Source organism: Dactylosporangium cerinum (genome assembly GCF_042653625.1).
Lineage (GTDB): Bacteria > Actinomycetota > Actinomycetes > Mycobacteriales > Micromonosporaceae > Dactylosporangium > Dactylosporangium cerinum.
Window position 1 is genome coordinate 813,986 of sequence record NZ_JBHSIU010000130.1, and the last position, 20,192, is coordinate 834,177.

The following is a 20,192-nucleotide window of genomic DNA, read 5'->3' on the forward strand; positions in this document are numbered from 1 at the left end:
ATGATCGACGAGATCGTCTTCGTGCATCCGAAGGACATGCAGGACGGCAAGGTCGAGATCACCGAGAACGACATCATCACGAACCTGCCGTACGTCGCGGGGGCGCACATGGTGTTCGACCACCACCACTCCGAGACGGCGCGCGTCGGCCCGCAGCCCAACCACATCATCGACGCGTCGGCCCCGTCGGCGGCCCGGGTCATCTACAACGAGTTCGGCGGCGCCGACTTCTTCGCCGACGTCCCCGAGGACCTCATGGACGCGGTCGACAAGGCGGACTCGGCGTAGTACACCGTGGAGGAGATCCTCGACCCGACCGGCTGGACGCTGCTGAACTGCACCCCGGGGCGCGCGTCTCGATCCACGCGCTGTGGGGCCGGGACCGGCAGAACACGGTGTTCGCGGTCGGAAAGTCCATTGTGGACCGCACGTCACCGGTGGACATCGGCTCGATCATGCTCGGCCACGGCGGCGGGGGCCACCTCGCGGCCGGCACCTGCCAGGTCGACAACGCCGACGCCGGACGGGTGCTGGGCGAGCTCATCCAGGCCCTCGCCCAGCCGCGCGTCCCGGTGTGACCGGGTCGCGCCTCAGGTGTCAGGCGAGGTGCCACGCCTCCGGTGGCGGCACGTGGCCGGCGGTGGCGTGCCAGTAGTCGCGGGTTTCGGTGATGAGGCCGGCCGCGTCGAACCGGGCGACCGCGCTGCCGGCGATCGTCAGCGCGCCGCCGTCGCGGTCGAAGACGGTTGCCCAGTACTCCACCCAGGCGCGACGGCCGTCGACGACCGGTGCGCCGAACCAGACGTCGACCACCGCGGACTCCTCCGCGAACGCCTCGCGCAGGTACTCCAGCACGGCCGCGCGGCCGGACAGCGGCGGGCGGAACGGCAGCGAGCGGTGGGTGCAGTCCGGCGCATACAGCGCGGCGACCGCGGCGGCGTCGTGCGACCGCCATGCCGAGACCCACGTGTGTGCCCAGGCGGCGGCAGCGGTGCGAGTGTCCACGAGCCAAGTATCACGCCTGACCGTCACCTGACCGCGTTCGCGCCGGGCCCCGGGAACGTGCCGGGCCCGGCACGAAACACCACGAGATCGAGGTGCTCGGCGATGTGGTGCGGGATGCCGCCTGCCCGCGTGTCCGGCTCGGTCCCGCCGAAGGTGTCCCACGGCGTCCACGGACGCATCCGGATTTGACGCGCGGCGGATCAGCTCGGTCTGGTGGGCCGGGCGTCGTGGATGACGGTGCCGTCGGTCAGGGTCAGGTCGTAGCTGAGGTCGCCGGTCGTCTGCGCCGGCCACCAGGCGACGTACCGGCCGTCGTGGACCGACGCGTGCACGGTCAGGTCGCCGGCGCGGATCGTGACGCCGGTGACGTCGGTGCCGGCCGCGCCGTCGGTGATCGTGGCGTGGCGGTAGCCGGCGAGGGCGCCCTGGGTGTAGCCGCGTGGGGGCGCGGTCATCGCGGGGCCGTCGCTGCCGCCGACGGCCGCCTGGACGTCGTCGACGTCGTCGGTGCCGCGTGGCTGGTGGGCCAGGCAGGACCCGGACATGTCCGGGTCGTCGGTGCGCAACAGCAGGACGACGAAGTCGCCGCGACGTTCTGCCAGGACGAGCCGGGCCCGGCGCAGGTCGAGGCTCCCGCCGTCCAGCGCGTCCCGGCAGGCCGGTCCCACCAGGCCGGTCTCCCCGGCGGTCAGCGGGGCGGGCTCGGCGGTCCACGATGAGTACGCGGGTCCCGGTGCGCTCACCAGGAACGCCGCCGCGACCACAGCGGCCGCGGCGGCAGCCGCGGGGACGAGCAGCAGGGCGCGACGCCGGCGTTTCGCTGGGGGTACCACCGCCAAAATGCGATCCAGGGTGGCTTCGGCGCGGCGGAGCTGGTCCGCGGTCGGCGGGGTGGCAGCGTCCAGGGCACGCAGGTCGGCGAGGTGGTTCACGATCGGGCCTCCATCCGGGTCGGGGCCGGTGCGGGGACCGGCAGGGTGGCGGGTGCGGGGTCGAGCCGCCGGCGCAGGGCGCGGCGGGCCCGCAGCAGGCGGATGCGGAACGCGGCGGCGGTGATGCCGAGGACCCTGGCCGCCTGCGCGGAGGTCAGGTCGTCGAAGACGCACAGGGCGAGCGTCTCCTGCTCCGCCGGGCTGAGCGCGTGCCAGGCTGCGGCGAGTTCCAGCCGCCGGACGACACCCTCGTCCTCGGCCGGGCTGGCGACGGCGGGTGCGGTCTCCGCGATGCGCACGGCGAGGGCGTCGTGGCGTTTCAGCCCCCGCTGGGCGTTGAGCAGGCAGTGCCTGGTGATGCCGAACAGCCAGGCCCGCGCGTCGTCCGGTGTGCGGGGGACCTGGTCCAGGCGGCGCCAGGCGACGAGGAACGCGTCGGCGACGACGTCCTCGGCGTGGCTCGGGTGCACGCGACGCTGGGCGAAGCGCAGCACGTCGACGTAGGTGTCGTCGTACAGCGTCCGGAAGCGCCGCTCCCGATCTGGTTGCGGTGTGCTCACGTCCCTTACCTGTCCGGCACCGCCGCCGCTGTTACGGCCGCTGCTGATACCGCCGCCACGAACGCGGTCAGGGCGGGCGACGGTGGGGTGTCGCGGGTGACGGTGACGAGGCGGCGTCTGAGGGTGGCCTCGGCGAGGTCGCGCACGGCCAGCCCGGTGTCGCCGGCCGGCAGCGCCAGCGGCGGCATGAGCGCGACGGCGCCGGTGGCGCGGACGAGTTCGAGCTGCACGTCGGCGTCGTTGGAGCGGTGCCGGACGTCGGGTTCGTAGCCGCCGAGCGTCCGGCAGGTGCCGACGACCATGGCGTGGTGGCCGGTGCCCTCGGCGGACGAGGTCCACACGTCGGATCGCAGCCGGCTGATCGCGACGGGCGCGCCGGACGCCGCGAGTGGGTGCGTGGCCGGCAGCACCACCTTGATCGGCTCTTCGAGCAGGACCGAGAAGCGCATCCCGGCCGGGCGCGGGCGGGGATGGCCGTCGTATTCGTCGCCGATGACCAGGTCGACGGTGCCGAGCCGCAGACCGGGCAGCGCCTCTTCGAGCTCCAGTTCGAAGATCTCCACCCGGACCCGCGGGCGGTCGGCCTGCATGCGGGCCACGGCGGGCACGAGCAGGCGGCGGGCCGCGGACTGCAGGCCGCCGGCGCGCACGGTGCCGCGGACGTCGCCGCCGAGCGCGGCGAGGTCGGCCTCCGCCGCCTCGGCCGCCGACAGCAGCACGCGCGCGTGCTGGGCCAGGAGCCGGCCGGCGTCGTTGAGGCGCACGCCCCGGCCGGCCTTCTCCAGCAGCGGCGTGCCGGCGTCCTTCTCCAGCAGGGCCAGCTGCTGCGAGACCGTGGACGGGCTGTAGCCGAGGGCCGCGGCGACCGCGGCGAGGGTGCCCCGCTCCTCGAACTCGCGCAGGAACCGCAGGCGGCGCAGATCCAACCCGACCATGCGGAAATCCTAACGAGTCAGCACCGGAATTCATCGCTGGACCTGCACGGTGCCGTGCCCGATGCTCGACCGCATGGGTCCGGCACTGTGTCTCGTCTCCGCGGCGTGCTTCGGCGCGCTGGCGATCTTCGGCAAGTTCGCCTACGAGGCGGGCGTCTCGCCGTCGGCGCTGCTGCTGGTCCGCTTCACCCTCGCGGCCGCGCTGCTCTGGGTGGTGCTGCTGGTCCGGCCGGAGCTGCGCTGGACCGACCGGTCGCCGGGTGGCCGGGTCCTGGCGACCGCGGTCGGGCTCGGCGCGATCGGCTACGCGGCGCAGGCGAGCCTGTTCTTCGCCGCGCTGCGGCTGATGGACGCGTCGCCGCTGTCGCTCATCCTGTACACGTTTCCGGTCCTCGTCACCGTCGCGGCGGTGCTGCTCGGCCGGGACCGCCTCACCGCCCGCCGCGGCATCGCCCTGGTCACCGCGTCGACCGGCACGCTGCTGGTTCTGGCCGGCGCCGGCAGCTTCCACCCGGTCGGCGCGCTGCTCGGCTTCGGCTCCGCGGTCGTCTACACGGTGTACATCCTGGTCGCCGACACGGTCGTGCACCGGCTGCCGCCCGTGCTGCTGTCGGCGCTGGTGATGACCGGCGCCGCGGGAACGCTCGCCGCCCGGGCCGCGGTCACCGGCGGCGTCGACCTGAGCTTCCGCCCGGTGGGCTGGTTCTGGCTGGCGTGCATCGCCGTGGTGTCCACCGTGACGGCGATGCTGACGTTCTTCGCCGGCCTGCGACACACCGGGCCGTCGACGGCCGCGATCCTGTCCACGTTCGAGCCGGTGGTCACGACCGCCCTCGCCGCCCTCACGCTCGGCGAGTTCCTCACGCCGCTCCAGCTGCTCGGCGGCGCCCTGGTGCTGTCGTCCGTCGCGGTGCTCCAGACGGCCGGCGGCCCTCAGCCGTCTCCGGAGACGGGCGAGCGTGCGGTGCGAGCACCGGTTGAGCACGTGGCGTGAGTTCCGTGGTTATCGCGTCAGGAACCGGACACGGACGTGTGCACCAGCGACCCGGGCCACGACGTCGACCTGTACGTGGAGGCGGACCTGCGGGCGATGGCGGACGTGTTCCTCGGCCGGCTCGACCTGCGCACCGCGCTGCGCGACGGCCGGGTCGACCTCACCGGCCCGGCGCCGCTGCGCTCGGCGTTCCCGTCGTGGATCGGCCTCAGCCCGTTCGCGGCGGGCTGACCCCCGTCCTCACCCGGCACCGCCGAGCACCCCGGCCGGTGCGGCGCCGCCCACGCGACCCGCTGTCACCCCGGCGTGGACGGGTTGAGCGGTTTGACGGTGACCAGGGTGATCGCGACGCACAGGAGGTAGAGGCCGGCGGCGATGCCGAAGCCGGCGACGTAGCCGCTGGTCAACGCGTCCTTCATGGAATGGTCGACCGCGACGTGCCGCGTCGTCGAGGCGGCGACGGTGGCCAGGACGGCCAGACCGAGCGCGCCGCCCACCTGCCCGCCGGCGGTCAGCATCGCCGACCCGATGCCGGCCTCGGAGCTGTCGATGCCGCGGACCCCGATGCTGGTGCCGGTGGTCGCGACGATGCCGATCCCGGCACCGGTGACGACCGACGCGGGGATCAGCACGGCGTAGATGCTGGACTCGGGCGTGATGCAGCAGAACCATCCCGTGCCGGCGGCGGCGACCAGCAGCCCGGTCGACAGCGCGGCCCGCTCCGAAAGGCGCTGCAGCAGCTGAGGGCCGAGCGCGCCGGCCGCCAGGCCGGTGCCCACGGCGAACGGCAGGTACATCAAGCCGGTCCGCAGCGCGGAGTACCCGAGGACCTCCTGCATGTAGAGGGTGAGGAAGAAGTACGTGGTGAACATGCCGGCGGACTGGATGAAGGTGACGACGTTCGCGCCGACCCTGCCCCGATCGCTGAGGACCTCGCGCGGGATCATCGGTGCCGCGCTGATCCGTTGCGTCAGCACGAATCCGCTCAGCAGGACGGTCGCGGCGGCCAGGCACGCGATCACGACCGAGTCGCTCCAGCCGTGTTCGCCGACCCGGTTCACCCCGAGGATGAGCGCGCCGATCCCGAGGGTTCCGGCGAGCGCGCCCGGGACGTCGATGCTGATGCGCTTCGGCGCCGGCTCGACCAGACGGCCGACCCCGAGCAGGACGGCGGCGACGATCGGAACGTTGACGAACAGCACCCACTCCCAACCGGCATACGTGGTCAGGACGCCACCGGCCAGCAGGCCCGTGACCGCCGCCAGCCCGGTCGCGGCGCCGTAGAGGCCGAGCGCCCTGGCCCGGGCCTTGCCCTCGGGAAAGGTGCTGACCAACAGCGACAGCGCGCCCGGGGTGGCCAGCGCGGCGCCGATGCCCTGGACCGCACGCAACGCGATCAGCCAGGTCCCGTCGGAGGCGAGCCCGCCCGCCAGCGATGCCGCGCCGAAGAGCACCAGACCGACGCGGAACACGTTCTTGCGGCCGTACTTGTCGCCGATCCGCCCGGCGACCAGCATCAGGCCGCCGAACATCAGCGAGTAGGAGTTGATCACCCAGTTCAGGTCCGACAAGGGGATGTGCAGGGAGCTCTGGATGCTCGGCAGGGCAACGATCATGATCGTGCCGTCCAGCACGACGATGAACCGGGCCAGCGAGATGACGAAGGTCGCGACGCCGAGCCCGCGGGCCGGGGCCGGCGCGTGGACCGCCTGCGTGTGTTCCTGCTGATGCATGTGGGCAAGCTCCTTTGGCGGAGTTCGGCAGGTAAATGTTGGCGCGACCAACAACTGGTACTGTCGGGTCATGCCGATGGATCATCAGCCGGGTGGCGCTCCCGCCCGGGTCAAGGGCCGGCCGACATGGCTCATCAGCCGGGCGTTCGCACGCTCGTCGGGTCTGCTCGCGGCCGCGTTCGAGGCGCACGGGGGCGGTCTTCGCAGCTACCACTACCGGCTGCTGGCCGCGCTGGAGGAGTGGGGGCCGGCCAGTCAGGCCGACCTCGGCCGCGCGACCGGGATCGACCGCAGTGACGTGACGGCGGTGCTGTCCGAGCTCGAGTCGCGCGGGCTCGTCGTGCGGTCGGTCGACCCGGCGCACGGCCGCCGCAACATCGTCACCGTCACCGCGGCCGGGGTGGCGCAGCTCCTTGAGCTCGACGGCGTCGTCGACGGCGTGCAGGAGCAGGTGCTGGGCCCGCTGACGGAGGCGCAGCGGCGGCAGTTCGTCGCGCTGCTGGCGAAGCTGCTCGGCTGAGTCATCCGCGGTGGGTGGCCACCGCCTCGACCGCTGGGAGTGTCGCCGGCGCCAGGCGGGTCACGCTCGGCGGAATGGCGCCCACGGTGAACGCGTGGACGGCCGGCCCGACGGCCACGGTGACGAACGATGCCACGGTCGGCACCTCGCCGGGGACCGCGACGGCGTGCTCCCCGGCGTCGAGGAGGGCGTCGACCACGCGCATCGAGGTGCTCGCCGGCTCGGGTGGCGTGAACGAGGTGGCCCACCAGGCGTCGACGACCACCCGGGCCGGTGCCCGCAGGACCAGCTGCAGCGTCCTCGTCGCCGGATCGTAGGACGCGCTGTCGTCGCCGGCGCCGGCCGACGTGACGCCCTCGACCTGGGCGGCGATGAGTCCGGCGATGCCGGCGAGTCCCTGCACGAAGGTGACCCGGTCGTTGCGTTCGGAGATCGCCTCCCTCAGGTGCTGCTTGGTCTGCGGCGGCACCATGCCGCCGAAGACCACGATGTCGAGGGTCGTGACGTCGTAGTCGGTCAGCACCTGGTCGAACTGGTTGGTCGCGTCCGCGCGGAAACCCCTTCCCCGCAGGATGTCGGCGGCGTCGAGGATCACGCTCGGACTGCGGCCGATGACCAGAATCCGGGCGGTGCGTGTGTCGTCCACGGGCAGGCCTCCTGAGTGCGCAGCTATGTTGGCATCACCAACATAGCAAGTGTTGGTGATGCCAACAAGGAGACGCCGCGCATCCCGCGGCCCGGCGGCCACCTGCTGCTGCGCGGGGGATTCGGCCTGCCGGACGAGCTGTCGCTGCATCGCTGGGTTCCGAGGCCCGGGCGAGGCGTGCGGTGGTCGCCTCGCCGGCCGAGATCGGCGACGTCCTCGCCGCGGCCGGCCTCACCCTGGTTGATCACGTGCGGGTCGGGCAGGTGTTCGCCGCGAGCCCGCGCGAGCTGCTCGACAAGGTCCGCGCCCGGTCGCTGAACAACCTCGCCGCGCTCCCCGATGCCGTCTTCCAGCGGGGACTGCGGGCGTTGCAGCGGGACACACCACATCGCCGAGCACCTCGATCTCGTGGTGTTTCGCGCCGGGCCCGGCACGTTCCCGGGCCCGGCGCGGATGCGGTCAGGTGACGGTCAGGCTGTCGAGGTTGGCGCCGTTGGCGCCGGTGGTGGTGGCCCGGACCGTGACCTGACTGCCGGCGGGCAGGTTGGCGGTGAACGAGGTGGTGCTCCAGGTGTCCCAGGAGCCGGTCGGGTTGAACGCGAGGGCGCTGTTGACGGTGCCGCCGTTGACCGCGATGGCGAGAGGCCGGTTGGCGCCGCCGCCGTTGGCGTAGCGGAACGTCAGTGTCCTGGTGCCGGCGGTGGGGACGTTGACGGTCCACTGGACGTAGCCGCCGCTGGCCGAGGTGTCGGCGAAGTCGACGAAGCCCGTGCCGGTGTAGTCCGGGTGGCGGGTGTCGATGACGGCGCCGCTGAGCACGGCCCGCTCCGCCGGATACGCGGTGCCGCCGGTCGCGGCGGGGAAGGCCGATCCGCTCGGCTCGATCGTGGCGGCCACGCCGCCGCCGGTGACGACGGGGATGGACGCGGTGACGACGGTCAGGATCTTCCTGGTGGCGTCCCACACGGTGCCGCCGCCGCTGGTGACGGCGGTCGCCTCGGTGGTGAAGGACGGCAGGGTGCCGCCGCCGTTGACCCGCATGCCGACGGGCGCGGTGAGGCCGTGGATCCGCACGACGTAGCGGCGGGTGGCGGGGGCGCCGGTGTAGGTGCCCTGCGGGTGCCTGATGACGGTTCTGGTGGCGGCGTCGGTCCAGGTCAGGGTGGTGCTGCTGAGAGCGCCGGAGACGCGGTGCGACTCGGTGACGCCGTCGTCCTCGACCAGGTTGAAGGTGCCGTCGGCGCCGGCGTAGACCTCCAGCTCCAGCTGCCGTTTGTTCAGGTACGCGGTGCTCTGCGCGTACTGGTACTTCGGCAGGATCGCGCCGGCCTTGACGAAGAGGATGATCTCGCCGGTTCGGGTGACGTAGGGCAGGTCGGTGGCGTCGGTGCCGACGTGCTTGATGTCGGCCCAGAAGTTGTACCAGGTGGCGCCGGCGGGCAGCCACACGTTCTGGGTGGCGCCGCCGTCCTGCGTGACGGGCGCGATGAGCAGCGACGGCCCCCACAGGTACTGCAGGTCGTGGGTGTAGGCGTTGGGCCGGTTCTGGTAGTCGATGACCATGGCCCGGGCCATCGGCAGGCCGGTGGCGGCGGCCTCGTGGGCGATGCTGTAGATGTACGGCAGGAGCGTGTAGCGCAGCTCGCCGTACTTGCGGAAGTCGGCCTGGATGGTCGCGTTCTGGTCCAGGGGCCAGCGGGAGGCGATCGGCCCCTGCGAGGTGGTGCTGGCCCCGCTGTGCGGGCGCCAGATCGGCGACAGGCTCGACCAGGCGGCCACCCAGTTGCGGTAGAACGGCTCGGAGATCAGGCCGCCGGCGCCGCCGTGGAAGCCGCCGCCGTCGATGTTGGAGAACGGGAACGCGCCCAGCCCGCCCACGAGCATGCCCCGGATCTGCTGACGCATCTCGTCGTAGGTGGAGGCGATGTCGCCGGTCCAGTAGTGACCGTAGCGCTGCTGGCCGGCCGACGCGCCGCGGCTCCAGGTCCACGGGCGCTTGGCGACGCCGAGGTGCCCGGCCGCCTGCGGGTCCCAACCCTCCTCGCCGATGCCCTTGTGCAGGTAGAAGAAGTACGCGTTGCGCAGCTCCGACCACTTCTTGCCGCCGGCGCTGTCGGCGTTGAACGGGATCGGGCCCAGTTCGTCGACCTCGTCGAGCCACAGCCCGTCGCCGGGGTAGTGCAGGGCCGGGTTGAGGGCCTTGGACCAGAAGACGTTCCACACCCACGTGCGGGTGGCCGGGTTGGTCCAGTCGGGCACGGAACCGCTGTCCGCGACCCCGGTGAGGTCGGCGGCCTTGAAGCTGTAGCCGGGTGGCGGCCCGCCGACCCACCCGGCCATGAGGTTGGAGTTGTTGCGGTTGTAGTCCAGGGTCATCGTCACGCCGTTCTCGGCGGCCCACGCCTGGTAGCCGGCCGGGTCGGGCCACCGCACCGGGCTGAACTCGAACCACGATCCGCCCCAGGCGCCGCTGCCGTTGCGCCAGCGGTTGTCGTTGACGTGGTGGTCGAACGGGAAGCCCGCGTTGCGGTGCTGGGTGATCTTCGTCCGCCACCAGTTCTGGTCGCTGACGTCGGGGAAGCCCTTGTCGGTCATGTGCAGGCCGAAGATGGACAGCTGCGGCAGGCGCGGGCGGCCGGTGAGCTGGGTGTACCGGTCGAGCAGCTTCGCGAACTCCGGGCCGTTGATGAGGAAGTAGTCCAGCTGCGGCCGGGCGCCGGCGGTGTTGTGGTCGTCGGCGGAGAAGAAGTAGTCCCGGGCGGTGCCGCTGGCGAAGGCGAACGTGGTGTCGAAGGTCGTGTTGAAGAAGACGCCGTAGCCCTTGGTGGACAGATACAGCGGGATGATCGCGGGGGCCTGGTCGCCGCGGACCGTGCCGTAGTTGTGCGACACGACGTCACCGGTGCGGTCGACCCTGGGGGAGCGCCCGTAGAGCCCGTGTCCCGCCTTGATTAAGTGCTCGTCGGCGGGCGGCGGGACGAAGGCCTCGGTGATGACGCTGTTGTTGGTGCCGCCCCAGGTGATGCTGCGGGTCGCGTCCTCCTTCGCCAGCAGCGCCCCGGTGCCGCGGTGGTAGAACTCCAGCCGCAGCGGGTTCTTCTGCAGCACGATCCGGATGCCGTCCGCGGCGCCGGTGACGATCGTCAGGCTGTTGGCGTCGTTGGTGACGGTGAGGCTGCCGCCCATGCCCGCGTGGTTGGCGGGGACGACCATCTCGTAGCGCGAGTCGGCGAAGAACGTCTCGCCGCTGCGGATCGCCCGGACCCGGACGATCTGGTTGCCGTACGCGGTGATCCTCAACCGCTGGCCAGTGCTGCTGGTGACGGTGATGCTGCGGGCGTCGGTCACGTGCGAGGCGTAGTTGCCCAGCTGTTCCCCGACGGCGGCGTCGGCCCGGGACGGCACTCCGGCGACGGCCCCGATCGACAGCCCGGCGGCCGCGCCGAGCAGATTTCTTCTCTTCATCGCATCGACTCTCCTCGACAGTGGCGGGCTGCCTTCGGCCGTTGCAGGGCGCGCGACAGCGCGCGGCGACTTGGGTTTCCGGGCGGTTGGCGGTAGGAGCTCCTGGAAACGGTTCCCACAGTGGTCCGCTCGAATCAGTTTTGTCAATACCTTGCAATAGACCGGTTTCGCATCGACATGCTTCGTGCTATCGTCGTCGTACTGACAAGATCTGGAACCGCTTCCAGAGGGCGTGGTGAGGAGCTGCGGATGGCGGCGACGATCAAGGACGTCGCCCGGCTGGCCGGGGTCTCCCAGTCGTCGGTGTCGCGCGCGCTCGCCACGCCGGACCAGGTGCGGGCCGACACCCGCGCGCGGGTCGAGCGGGCCGTCGCGCAACTCGGCTACGAGCCGAACCGGATCGCCCGCGGCCTCAGCACCGGCCGCACCGGCACCATCGGCTTCCTGGTGCCCGACATCGCCAACCCGCTCTTCGCCGGCATCGTCAAGGCCGCCCAGCGCCGGGCCCGTGACTTCGGCCTCGCGGTGCTGCTGGCCGACTCCGACGAGGACCCGGCCACCGAGACGGACCTCATCCGGACCCTGACCAAACAGGTCGACGGCTTCGTGCTGTGCGCACCCCGCGCCGGCGACGACGAGCTGCGCTCCGTGTGCGGCGACCTGCCGGTGGTCCTGCTCAACCGCCGGGTCGGCCAGCTGCCGTCCATCATCTTCGACAACGCCGACGGCATCCGCCAGGCCCTCGCGCACCTCGCCGCGCTCGGCCACCGGCGCGTCGCCTACGTCGCCGGCCCCCGCACCTCCTGGGTCAACCGGGAGCGGCTGCGCGCCGTGCGGACCGGCGCGGCCGGCCTGGACCTCGAGGTGGTCGAGGCGGGCAACGTGTCACCCGACTTCGAGGGCGGCGTCGCCGTCGCCGACCTGGTCCTGGCCGCCGCCGTCACCTCGGTCATCGCCTACAACGACATGATCGGGCTGGGCCTCGTCAGCCGGTTCGGCGCCCGGGGGGTCACGGTGCCCGGTGACGTCAGCATCATCGGCTTCGATGACATCCCGGCCTCGGCCCTCGTCAGCCCGGCGCTGACGACCGTCAGCCAGCCGAAGGACCAGTGTGGCCGGGCGGGCATCGACCTGCTCGCCGACCTGCTCAACGACCGCGAGCGACCGGGCAGCTCGCGCGCGTCCCTGCCGACCCGCCTGATCGTGCGCGCCTCCACCGGCCCGGCCCCGCGACCGTAGCCGCCCTGGTCGTGCGTGTGCTGACCGGAAGGCGCACCGGTTGAGGCGCGCCGCCGGGTCCGCGTCATCGCACACCGCGCCGAGCACGCCGGTCGGGGGTGGCGCCCGGCTCCTTGCTGTGGCCGAACCCCGGGCTCTCGGGTCGATCAAGGCCCAGGAGCGCCGCATCGGCGGGGCGTTGTTCGAGCGCACCAGCCGCGCGGTCACGTTGACGCCCCTGGGTGAGCAGTTGCGCGACGATCTGCGCACCGCCTACCACGCGATCCACCGGGGCGTCGCCAAGGCGACCGAGTCGGCCCGGGGCGTGTCCGGCACGGTGCGGCTCGGTGTCATGGGCGCGGTCGGCAACGAACTGCGCGAGCTTTTCGACGCGTACCGGGCGCACACCCGGGATGCGACGTGGCGGTCCGGGAGGTCCACTTCAGCGATCCGTTCGCCGGCGTGCGGGCCGGCGACCTCGACCTCGCGGTGCTGTGGCGGCCGGTCCGCGAGGCCGACCTCACCGAGGGACCCGTCGTGTTCACCGAAGGGCGCCTGCCCGCCGTCGGCACCGGTCACGAGCTGGCCGGCCGGACCGCGGTCACGCTGGAGGACTTCGGCGGGCAGACCTGCGTCGGCGTCGGTCCCGATGTGCCCGGCTACTGGATGGAGAGCATGGTGCCGGCCCGGACCCCCGGCGGCCGGCCGGTCGCTCGCGGGCCGGTCGTCTCCACCTTCCACGAGGTGCTGCACACGGTGTCCAGCGGCCAGGCCGTGTCACCGCTGAACGAGCACGTCGTGCAGTACTACTCGCATCCGGGCATCGTCCTGCTGCCGGTCGTGGACGCCCCGCCGACCGAGTGGGCGCTCGTGTGGCGCACCGGCGACCTCCACCCACGTGCCCGCGCCCTCGTCGACCTGGCCGCGGCGCTGGGTCCCCATTCCTACGCGGCCCCTGGCGTCGAACCATAACCGGCGGCTAATGCCACGGTTCGATCTTTCGCGTTGTTCCGGGCCGGCGGCGCGGCGATCGTGGGTGCATGAGCGACACCATGATCGACATCGCCGTGGTGTCGGATCACCCCGGGATCGCGCGGTGGCACGCGATGGCGCCACCGGGCCGCGTGGCCGGGGTGGCCGGCCTGCGGCCGATCGTCCCGTTCCGCCACGACGTCCTGCCGCCGCCGGTCGGGCCCGGTGTCGCGGAGCTCAGCCTGTACGTCGCCCCGCAGTGGCGGCGGCGCGGGATCGGCTCCCGCCTCTTGGCCGCCGTCCTCGGCCAGGCTGCCGAGCGGCGGTTGGTCGCGGACGTCGTGGCGGGCTCGCCGGGCGAGGCGTTCAGCCTCCGGCACGGGTTCCGGTACGCCCGGAGCAGGCGGCACGACCTGCTCACGTACCGCGACGTCCACCAGGCCTGGCTCAGTGAACTGGTCGACGCCGAGCGCCCCGGCTACCGGCTGACGCACTGGACCGGCGCCGTGCTCGACGCGCCCGGCGTCAAGGACCTGCTCCGGAGCCCGAGCCGCCTCGGCGGCGCCGTGCTGGTCGCCGCGGACGCCGAGGGCGACCTGGCGGCCTACACAGCGGCGGTCGCCGGCGCGCCCTGGCAGCCCCGCGCCCGGCAGTACGGACCCGCGGTGCTGCCCGGCCATCACGGCCGGCACCTGGATCAGTGGGTGACCGCCGCCCTGATCCAGCGGCTGCGCGAGGTGCACCCACACGTCCAGGAGATCGAAACCGCCACCGCCGACGACGACGCGGACCTGCTCGCGGTGCGTGAGGGCCTCGGCTTCCACCTGCTGCGACGCACCCATCTCTACGAACTCACCCTGCCCTGGAAACCCCGGAGGCACGTCAATGCAACGCCGAGAACGATGGCTCATCCTGGTTGTGCTCTGCCTGAGCCTGCTCGTGCTGGTCGTCGACAACATGGTCCTCAACGTGGCGATCCCGCCACTGACCCGGGATCTGGGCGCGACGGCCCAGGACATCCAGTGGATCCTGGACTCCTACATCCTGGTGTTCGCCGGCCCGCTGCTGATCGCGGGCAGCCTGTCGGACCGGTACGGCCGCCGCCGGATCCTCGTCATCGGGCTGGCGGTCTTCGGCGCGGCGAGCCTCGCGGCCACCTTCGCCGAGACCCCGCCGCAGCTGGTGGCCGGCCGGGTTGCGATGGGCGTCGGCGGCGCACTGATCATGCCGTCCACGCTGTCGATCCTGATCACCGTCTTCACCGACGAGAAGGAGCGCCGCAAGGCGATGACCGCCTGGTCCGCCGTGGCCATGGTCGGCCTGGTCGGCGGGCCTGTCATCGGCGGCCTGCTCATCGCCGAGTTCTGGTGGGGTGTCGCGTTCCTCATCAACGTGCCGGTCGCGGTCGTGGCGATCATCGCGGCGCTCGTGCTGATGCCGGAGTCCAAGGGCCCATGGCGCAAGCCCGACCCGGTCGGCGCGGTGCTGTCGATCGGGTATGACGGCCCTGGTGTGGGCGATCATCGAGCTGCCCACGACCGGCATCACCGACCCGGCCACCCTCACCGCGGCGGCGGTCGCCGTGGCGTCGCTGATCGGCTTCGTGATCTGGGAGGCCCGGTCCGCCTCCCCGATGGTGCCGGTGGGCCTGTTCCGCAACCGCAACTTCTCCGGCGCGAGCTTCTCCATCGCGTTCCTCAGCATCTCCAACGGCGGCCTGCTGCTGGTGCTGACCCAGTACCTGCAGTTCGTGCACGGCTACAGCCCGGCCGAGGCAGGCCTGGCGTTCCTGCCGGTGGCCGCGATGTCCCTGCTGTTCAACGTCATCGGCGCCGGCCTGACCGGCAGGGTCGGCAACCGGGTCATGGTCACCGCCGGCATGCTCATCATGGCCGCCGGCATCGGCATCCTGGGCACCGTCGACGCCACGGACGGTTTCTGGCTGGTCGCCGTCGCCCTGGGCACCGTCGGCATCGGCAGCGGCCTGGCCGTCCCCACCGCCATCAACGCCCTCATGAGCACCGTGCCGGCCGAGCACGCCGGGGTCGGCTCGGCGGTCAACGACACCATCCAGCAGGCCGGTGCCGCGCTGGGCGTGGCGATCCTGGGCAGCGTCCTGGCCGCCACCTATACCGGCAACATGCCTGCCGACGCTCCCGAGGCCGCCCGGCACAACATCGGCGACGCGCTGCGCCTCGGCGACGCGGGGCTGGCGACCGCCGCGCGGGCGGCCTTCACCGACGGCATGGCGCTCACCTTCACCGCCAGCGCGTGCGCCGTCGTCCTCGCCGCCGTCACCGCGCTGGTCGTCCTGCGCGACACCAGACCCGCGCCGGCCGGGCCGGAACCGGCGACCGGGGAGCCGCGCGAACTGGCGGCCGCCGACACCTGACCGGTCGCCCGGTCCCAGCTGGCCGCGCGGTCGTCAGCTGCCCGGCGGGGGAGGCCAGGCGAGGCCCCGCAGCGCTGCCGGGCCGCCGTTGACGACGTCGCGGTCGTGGCTGTGCCGGCGGTCGGGGTCGCCGGGCTGGTACTGCCAGAGCGCGAACGTGCTCCACCCGGCGGGCAGCTTCGGGCTGGTCGCGGTGTACCCGGCGATGTCGAGGGGGTACCCGCCGAAGGACGTGTCGTTGCCGGTGCACGGGTTCCACCAGTGGGTGTTCGTGTAGATCATCGGCTTGCGGCCGATGCTGGCCTCGATGCGGCCGACGAACGCACGGATCCAGGCGCGCAGCTGGGCCGGGGTGAGGTCGTAGCAGTCGTCGGTGCGCACGCCGGAGTACGGCCACTCCAGGTCGACGAACGGCACCAGCGTCCGCGCGTCGCGGCTGAAGCGGGCGTGCCGAAGGAAGTGTTCGGCCTGGCCGACGGGGTCGCCGCGGTCCGGGCGGGCGTACACGTAGGCGCCGACGTAGCGCCCGGCCCGGCGCGCCGCCGCGTAGTCCGAGGCGAAGTGCGGGTTGACGTACGTGCTGCCCTCGGTCGCCTTGATGTAGACGAACTCGCTGCCGGCCGCGACCTCGGTCGGCCAGTGGATGCCGAACCGCCGGTGGTCATGACTGGACACGTCGATCCCGCCGACCGGGAACCCGGCCGGGCGTCCGGCCTCGATCGCGGCGACCGCCGCGAGCACCGGCGGCTCGACGGGCAGGGTGATCACCGGCGGCACCGCGGACGCCACCGCCCACACCGGCGCCGTCACCATCAGCAACCCCAGCGCGACCGCCCGTCGCTGCCCGGGTGTGAGCTCGGCGGCGGCCCGCCGCACCCGCCGCGCCGCCGGCACCAGGCCCGCGGCGACGTCACGGGCCCGGCGCCACACCGTCACCGCTGGACTCGACACTGCTCCAGTGTGCCCGGCCGGTGCACCTGCGGCACGCCCCGCGACCGGTGACCGGTGCCCGCCGGCGGCCCACGGTTCGCCGCCAGGTGCGCCGGCGCGATCGCGGCCAGCACCCTGACCAGCATGCATACCCCTCGAGCGCCACTGGTCGGCCGCGATGGCCGGGGACTGTACCGCCGCAGCGACCTCGGCAACCGCCTGGTCGAGGGCGCCTGAGCGTCACCCTGGGAAAACCACCCCGCAAACCTCGGCAAAACAGTTTAATTCGGTCGTGTCGTTCCACGCCTGGCGGGCCGTCGCCGCCGTTGTCGTCGCCGCCGCGCTCGGCGCCGTGGTCGTGCCGGCGCCGGCACGCGCCACCACGTTCAGCACCACCGCCCTGAGCGTCGGCGCCTCGGTGTACCAGGTCGCGGTGAGCCCCAACGGGCAGTACGTGTACGCGGCGGCGACCGGCAGCAACGAGATCGTCACGCTGGACACCACCTCGCTGCCGTACTCCACGAACCGGGTGTCGGCCGGCATGACCCCGACGGGCGTCGCGTTCATCCCCGACAGCTCGCGGGCGTACGTGTCGATGACCGGCATGAACGCCGTGTTCGCGTACGCCACGTCCACCGGCATGTCCATGGGCCCCACGATGGTCAACAACATGCCCAAGGGCGTCACCGCCGGTTGTCAGGCAGATCCCCGATGAGCACCGCGGACGGGCGTTGAGCGGGGTGGTCGCGCTGTTCACGCTGAGCGTCCCCGTCGCGATGATCGGCACCGGCCTCCTCCTGGAGGCGTTCCACCCGCCCGCCGCCGTCACCGCCCTCGCGTCGGTGCTGCTCGCCGGGGTGCTCGTCGCCGGGACCCGCCGCAACCTGCGCCAGGCGCGCTGGCCGGCGGACAACGCGCAGCAGTGAGGGTCAGCTGACGCTGGTCCAGGCCGGATACTTGGCGGTGCGGCCGTCGCCGGAGGAGCGGCCGCGGGCCCGGCGCAGCACCCACGGCAGGACGTGCTGGCGGTAGTACCGCGCCTGGACGATCAGCCCGCGCGACCCGGCGTGGCCCTCGGCGATGCGGTGCTCGGCGTCCGCGACGCCGAGGCCGGCCAGGACGAGCCCCGCGACGCGGCGGTGGCCGGCGGCGTTGAGGTGCAGGCGGTCCGCCGACCAGTACCCGGACCGGCGCAGTTCGGCGTCGCCGAAGCAGTCGACGAACAGCACGCCGTGGCGCCCGGTCAGGTCCCGCACGGCCTCGGTGAGCTGGTCGGCACGGCGGCGCAGCACCCGCCCGAGCGGCAGGTGGTCCGACGGGTCGGCACCGCTGAGGACCATGATGCGGACACCGGCCGCGGTGCAGCGCTCGATCGCCCCTTCGATGAGCCGCACGAGGTGTGCCAGGTCCGCGTTGCGGCGCATCATGTCGTTGCCGCCGCCGTTGAGCGAGACCAGCGTCGGCGGCGGCGACATCGCGAGCGCGGCGTCCAGTTGCGTGGTCACGATCGGCTCCAGCAGCCGCCCCCGGATCGCCAGATTGGCGTACTGCCAGCGCGGGTCGTCGGCGATGAGCGCGGCCGCGACCAGGTCGGCCCAGCCGCGCGGGGTGCCGTCCGCCCGCTCGTCACCCATACCCTCGCTGAAGCTGTCGCCGATCGCCACGTACCGCATGCGCCCGACGATACCGAGTCGATCTCCGCAGCTGGGGTCAGGTCATCGACCTGTGGGCAACGTCGCGGTCAGCGTGGTGAGGACCGCGCGGGCCGGGACGGCAGGACGGCCGATGACGGTCTCCAGGGTCGGGTCGGTGACGGCGAACTCGCCCCGGCGGGCGGCGCGGAACATGCCCAGGGTGAAGTCGGCGGCCTGCGGTGGCATGCCGCGCCCGATCGCGGCGGCCTTCCACTCCTCGTCGTCCACGACGACCCGGGCGACGGTGCGTCCCGTGAGGTCGCTGAGGATGGTGGCCACTGCCTCGAAGTCGAGCAGCTCGGGCGCGGTCAGCGGGGCGGTGACGCCGTCGAGGGTGCCGTCGCCCGCCAGTGCGACCGCGGCCACCTCGGCCAGGTCGGCGTGAGCGGTCCAGGACACCGGGCCGTCCTGGGGCGCGACGAGGCGGCCGGTTTCCAGGGCCGCGCCGATGTAGTGGCCGAGCGTGCTGGCGTAGAACCCGTTGCGCAGGGCGGTGAACGGGACGCCCTGCCGGGCGAGGTGCTCCTCGGTCAGGGCGTGCGTGGCCTGCGGTGCGAACAGCGAGTCCTTCGAGGCGGCCTGATGGCTGGTGTACAGGACGCGCTTCGCTCCCGCGGCGCACGCGGCGTCGATGGCGGCGATGTTGGCCGCGACCGCACCGGCACCGCGGATCGCGGCGGAGACGACCAGCACCTGGCTGGCGCCCTCGAACGCGTGCTGGAGCGTGGCGGGGTCGGTGAAGTCGCCGGCCCGGACGCGGACGCCGCGTTCGGCGAGCGCCGCCGCCTTCGCGGCGTCGCGGACGCTGACACCCACGGTGCCGGCGGCGACCCGCTCCAGCAGCCGGTCGACGATCTGTGATCCGAGGTGGCCGGTGGCTCCGGTGACGATGATCATGATGCTCTCGTTTCCGTTGATATGCCCACGACGTTATCAGTGATTTTCCAACGGAAGCGAGTTTCTGTTATCTTTGATACATGGAGCAGGCGCAGATGCGTGCGGCCGTTCTCGACGCGGCCGCACGGCTGCTGGTCGAGCACGGCGCACGCGGGGTGACGACCCGGGCGGTGGCCCACGCGGCCGGCATGCAGGCCCCGACCATCTACCGGCTGTTCGGCGACAAGGACGGGCTCATCGACGCCCTCGCCGAGCACGTCATGGCGACCTACGTCGCCGGCAAGTCGGTCACGGCGGCGCAGGGCAGCGGCGACCCCGTGGCCGACCTGCGCGCCGGCTGGCAGCTGCACGTCGAGTTCGGACTGGCCAACCCGGAGCTGTACGCGTTGCTCAACACCCCGGGCCGCGGTGCGCTGTCACCGGCAACGGCCGCGGGCATCGAGGTGCTGCGGACCCTGGTGCGGCGGCTCGCCACCGCGGGCCTCCTGCGCGTCGACGAGCGGCGAGCCGTGGCCATGATCCATGCCGCCGGCACCGGCACCGTCCTGGCCCTGCTGGGCATGCCCGCGGCGATGCGGGACCCCGGCCTGGCGGACGTGATGTTCGACGCCGTCGCCGGCCGGATCCTCGCGGCCGCACCCTCGGCGCCGGACGCCACCACGACCACGGTCACGGTCGCGTTCGCCACCCTGGTGCCCGACCTGCCCGCGCTTTCCGACGCCGAGCGGGCGCTGATGGCGGAGTGGCTCACCCGTTCCCTCGATCATGCGGGGCGCCCGCGAAGCTGAGGGTGATGGCAGGCGGCTCGGACGCCGAGGTTCGCCGCTCCGGTCGGTATCGTCGAAGACGTCCGGGTGCAGGATTTCGAGTGCGACACGATCTCCCCCTGAGGGGATGAGGAGTTCAAGCCATTCACGACGACCGAATTCCGGGCGTCGGGCGTGGCGTAGAATTTGGTCTCAGGTCTGGGAGTACGAGATGGACCGTCGTGTGGGCTTGCGCCTGAATGCAGGTGGTCGCAGCGGCGTCGATGTGGGCAGCCGAGACGGCGCCATCGGCCACGATACGGGGCGCCAGACGGCGCTCGAGGCGGTCACCGGCGCGGACCCGCCTCCACCGGGCGGCGCCGCACCCCCGGACCGGCTGTGCGAGCCGGGCGAGGGCCGCTGCAGTGCCCCGATCGTGCGCGAGTGGTCGGGCGTGCCCGTCGCCGGCCTCTCCATCGGGGGAGGGTCCGCCCGACTCCGCGGCATGACCGGGAGCCACAACATGACGCTCGTTGCCCTCGCGGTGGACTGA

General features: G+C 72.7%; 26 protein-coding genes and 2 pseudogenes. 15 read left to right on the plus strand and 13 right to left on the minus strand.

The genetic code is table 11. From position 1 onward, the window contains the following. Together ACFPIJ_RS61620 and ACFPIJ_RS61625 are read left to right on the plus strand one after the other, a co-directional pair. On the plus strand, positions 1–288 hold the full coding sequence (locus ACFPIJ_RS61620) for a hypothetical protein (protein WP_380128853.1): 288 nt from the start codon (positions 1–3) through the stop codon (positions 286–288). A 107-nt stretch (positions 289–395) separates the two neighbouring features. Continuing rightward, positions 396–578, plus strand: coding sequence for a hypothetical protein (locus tag ACFPIJ_RS61625; protein WP_380128854.1), 183 nt, complete (start codon positions 396–398; stop codon positions 576–578). 19 nt (positions 579–597) lie between these two features. Here the strand turns inward: ACFPIJ_RS61625 and ACFPIJ_RS61630 are convergent, their stop codons facing one another. The 5 genes from ACFPIJ_RS61630 to ACFPIJ_RS61650 are packed head-to-tail and all read right to left on the minus strand — an operon-like array spanning position 598 to position 3,432. Further along, positions 598–1,005, minus strand: a complete 408-nt coding sequence (locus ACFPIJ_RS61630) for a nuclear transport factor 2 family protein (protein WP_380128855.1) — start codon at positions 1,003–1,005, stop codon at positions 598–600. A 23-nt stretch (positions 1,006–1,028) separates the two neighbouring features. Next, on the minus strand, positions 1,029–1,184 hold the full coding sequence (locus ACFPIJ_RS61635; protein WP_380128856.1) for a hypothetical protein: 156 nt from the start codon (positions 1,182–1,184) through the stop codon (positions 1,029–1,031). A gap of 21 nt (positions 1,185–1,205) precedes the next feature. Continuing rightward, positions 1,206–1,937, minus strand: a complete 732-nt coding sequence (locus ACFPIJ_RS61640; protein WP_380128857.1) for a hypothetical protein — start codon at positions 1,935–1,937, stop codon at positions 1,206–1,208. After that, complete coding sequence (locus ACFPIJ_RS61645; protein ID WP_380128858.1) at positions 1,934–2,497, minus strand: RNA polymerase sigma factor; 564 nt, start codon at positions 2,495–2,497, stop codon at positions 1,934–1,936. Before ACFPIJ_RS61645 ends, ACFPIJ_RS61640 begins: the two co-directional genes overlap by 4 nt. Positions 2,498–2,502: 5 nt before the next feature. Then, positions 2,503–3,432: a LysR family transcriptional regulator gene (locus tag ACFPIJ_RS61650; protein WP_380128859.1), complete on the minus strand. Its 930-nt coding sequence runs from the start codon at positions 3,430–3,432 to the stop codon at positions 2,503–2,505. Between the two features lie 73 nt (positions 3,433–3,505). Here ACFPIJ_RS61650 and ACFPIJ_RS61655 point away from each other — a divergent pair, with 73 nt between their 5' ends. Both ACFPIJ_RS61655 and ACFPIJ_RS61660 read left to right on the plus strand, forming a co-directional pair. Beyond that, entirely contained in the window at positions 3,506–4,426 is a 921-nt protein-coding gene (locus ACFPIJ_RS61655) for a DMT family transporter (RefSeq protein WP_380128860.1), read from the plus strand. A 36-nt stretch (positions 4,427–4,462) separates the two neighbouring features. After that, entirely contained in the window at positions 4,463–4,657 is a 195-nt protein-coding gene (locus tag ACFPIJ_RS61660) for a hypothetical protein (RefSeq protein WP_380128861.1), read from the plus strand. Positions 4,658–4,722: 65 nt separating this feature from the next. Here ACFPIJ_RS61660 and ACFPIJ_RS61665 read toward each other — a convergent pair whose 3' ends face one another. Continuing rightward, positions 4,723–6,159: an MFS transporter gene (locus ACFPIJ_RS61665; protein WP_380128862.1), complete on the minus strand. Its 1,437-nt coding sequence runs from the start codon at positions 6,157–6,159 to the stop codon at positions 4,723–4,725. Positions 6,160–6,229: 70 nt separating this feature from the next. Here ACFPIJ_RS61665 and ACFPIJ_RS61670 point away from each other — a divergent pair, with 70 nt between their 5' ends. Next, positions 6,230–6,679: a MarR family winged helix-turn-helix transcriptional regulator gene (locus tag ACFPIJ_RS61670; RefSeq protein WP_380128863.1), complete on the plus strand. Its 450-nt coding sequence runs from the start codon at positions 6,230–6,232 to the stop codon at positions 6,677–6,679. Position 6,680: 1 nt separating this feature from the next. On the opposite strand, the gene ACFPIJ_RS61675 is transcribed toward ACFPIJ_RS61670, so the two are convergent. Continuing rightward, on the minus strand, positions 6,681–7,325 hold the full coding sequence (locus tag ACFPIJ_RS61675; protein ID WP_380128864.1) for a hypothetical protein: 645 nt from the start codon (positions 7,323–7,325) through the stop codon (positions 6,681–6,683). Between the two features lie 182 nt (positions 7,326–7,507). Here ACFPIJ_RS61675 and ACFPIJ_RS61680 point away from each other — a divergent pair, with 182 nt between their 5' ends. Then, positions 7,508–7,792, plus strand: a complete 285-nt coding sequence (locus ACFPIJ_RS61680) for a hypothetical protein (RefSeq protein WP_380128865.1) — start codon at positions 7,508–7,510, stop codon at positions 7,790–7,792. On the opposite strand, the gene ACFPIJ_RS61685 is transcribed toward ACFPIJ_RS61680, so the two are convergent. Further along, positions 7,785–10,790 (minus strand): TIM-barrel domain-containing protein, encoded by a 3,006-nt coding sequence (locus tag ACFPIJ_RS61685; RefSeq protein ID WP_380128866.1) that lies wholly within the window; start codon positions 10,788–10,790, stop codon positions 7,785–7,787. The genes ACFPIJ_RS61680 and ACFPIJ_RS61685 overlap by 8 nt on opposite strands. Positions 10,791–11,039: 249 nt before the next feature. On the opposite strand from ACFPIJ_RS61685, the gene ACFPIJ_RS61690 reads away from it, so the two are divergent. Beyond that, positions 11,040–12,029 carry a LacI family DNA-binding transcriptional regulator gene (locus ACFPIJ_RS61690; RefSeq protein ID WP_380128867.1) on the plus strand — a complete coding sequence of 330 codons (990 nt, stop codon included), beginning with the start codon at positions 11,040–11,042 and terminating at the stop codon, positions 12,027–12,029. 64 nt (positions 12,030–12,093) lie between these two features. On the opposite strand, the gene ACFPIJ_RS61695 is transcribed toward ACFPIJ_RS61690, so the two are convergent. After that, positions 12,094–12,414 carry a hypothetical protein gene (locus tag ACFPIJ_RS61695; RefSeq protein ID WP_380128868.1) on the minus strand — a complete coding sequence of 107 codons (321 nt, stop codon included), beginning with the start codon at positions 12,412–12,414 and terminating at the stop codon, positions 12,094–12,096. A 14-nt stretch (positions 12,415–12,428) separates the two neighbouring features. Between ACFPIJ_RS61695 and ACFPIJ_RS61700 the strand changes: the two genes are divergently transcribed. The 4 genes and pseudogenes from ACFPIJ_RS61700 (at position 12,429) to ACFPIJ_RS61715 (ending at position 15,372) form a co-directional block, all read left to right on the plus strand. Further along, on the plus strand, positions 12,429–12,980 hold the full coding sequence (locus ACFPIJ_RS61700) for a substrate-binding domain-containing protein (protein ID WP_380128870.1): 552 nt from the start codon (positions 12,429–12,431) through the stop codon (positions 12,978–12,980). A gap of 134 nt (positions 12,981–13,114) precedes the next feature. Next, positions 13,115–13,309: pseudogene (locus ACFPIJ_RS61705) on the plus strand (N-acetyltransferase family protein); the annotation flags it as partial. 628 nt (positions 13,310–13,937) lie between these two features. Beyond that, positions 13,938–14,390, plus strand: a pseudogene (locus tag ACFPIJ_RS61710) (MFS transporter); the annotation flags it as partial. 88 nt (positions 14,391–14,478) lie between these two features. After that, entirely contained in the window at positions 14,479–15,372 is an 894-nt protein-coding gene (locus ACFPIJ_RS61715) for an MFS transporter (protein WP_380128871.1), read from the plus strand. Between the two features lie 33 nt (positions 15,373–15,405). Here ACFPIJ_RS61715 and ACFPIJ_RS61720 read toward each other — a convergent pair whose 3' ends face one another. Together ACFPIJ_RS61720 and ACFPIJ_RS61725 are read right to left on the minus strand one after the other, a co-directional pair. After that, on the minus strand, positions 15,406–16,323 hold the full coding sequence (locus ACFPIJ_RS61720; protein WP_380128872.1) for a GH25 family lysozyme: 918 nt from the start codon (positions 16,321–16,323) through the stop codon (positions 15,406–15,408). Then, positions 16,305–16,448 (minus strand): hypothetical protein, encoded by a 144-nt coding sequence (locus ACFPIJ_RS61725; protein WP_380128873.1) that lies wholly within the window; start codon positions 16,446–16,448, stop codon positions 16,305–16,307. The genes ACFPIJ_RS61720 and ACFPIJ_RS61725 overlap by 19 nt, the downstream gene beginning before the upstream one ends. Before the next feature lie 146 nt (positions 16,449–16,594). On the opposite strand from ACFPIJ_RS61725, the gene ACFPIJ_RS61730 reads away from it, so the two are divergent. Together ACFPIJ_RS61730 and ACFPIJ_RS61735 are read left to right on the plus strand one after the other, a co-directional pair. Beyond that, the gene (locus tag ACFPIJ_RS61730) at positions 16,595–17,017 is read left to right on the plus strand and encodes a YncE family protein (protein ID WP_380128874.1); all 423 of its coding nucleotides are present in this window, start codon (positions 16,595–16,597) and stop codon (positions 17,015–17,017) included. 16 nt (positions 17,018–17,033) lie between these two features. Beyond that, complete coding sequence (locus ACFPIJ_RS61735) at positions 17,034–17,228, plus strand: hypothetical protein (RefSeq protein ID WP_380128875.1); 195 nt, start codon at positions 17,034–17,036, stop codon at positions 17,226–17,228. Between the two features lie 3 nt (positions 17,229–17,231). On the opposite strand, the gene ACFPIJ_RS61740 is transcribed toward ACFPIJ_RS61735, so the two are convergent. Both ACFPIJ_RS61740 and ACFPIJ_RS61745 read right to left on the minus strand, forming a co-directional pair. Continuing rightward, on the minus strand, positions 17,232–17,975 hold the full coding sequence (locus ACFPIJ_RS61740; protein WP_380128877.1) for an SGNH/GDSL hydrolase family protein: 744 nt from the start codon (positions 17,973–17,975) through the stop codon (positions 17,232–17,234). Positions 17,976–18,017: 42 nt separating this feature from the next. Further along, entirely contained in the window at positions 18,018–18,893 is an 876-nt protein-coding gene (locus tag ACFPIJ_RS61745; RefSeq protein WP_380128878.1) for an NmrA family NAD(P)-binding protein, read from the minus strand. A gap of 80 nt (positions 18,894–18,973) precedes the next feature. On the opposite strand from ACFPIJ_RS61745, the gene ACFPIJ_RS61750 reads away from it, so the two are divergent. Then, positions 18,974–19,681: a TetR/AcrR family transcriptional regulator gene (locus ACFPIJ_RS61750; protein WP_380128879.1), complete on the plus strand. Its 708-nt coding sequence runs from the start codon at positions 18,974–18,976 to the stop codon at positions 19,679–19,681. 190 nt (positions 19,682–19,871) lie between these two features. Further along, positions 19,872–20,192, plus strand: a complete 321-nt coding sequence (locus ACFPIJ_RS61755; RefSeq protein ID WP_380128880.1) for a hypothetical protein — start codon at positions 19,872–19,874, stop codon at positions 20,190–20,192.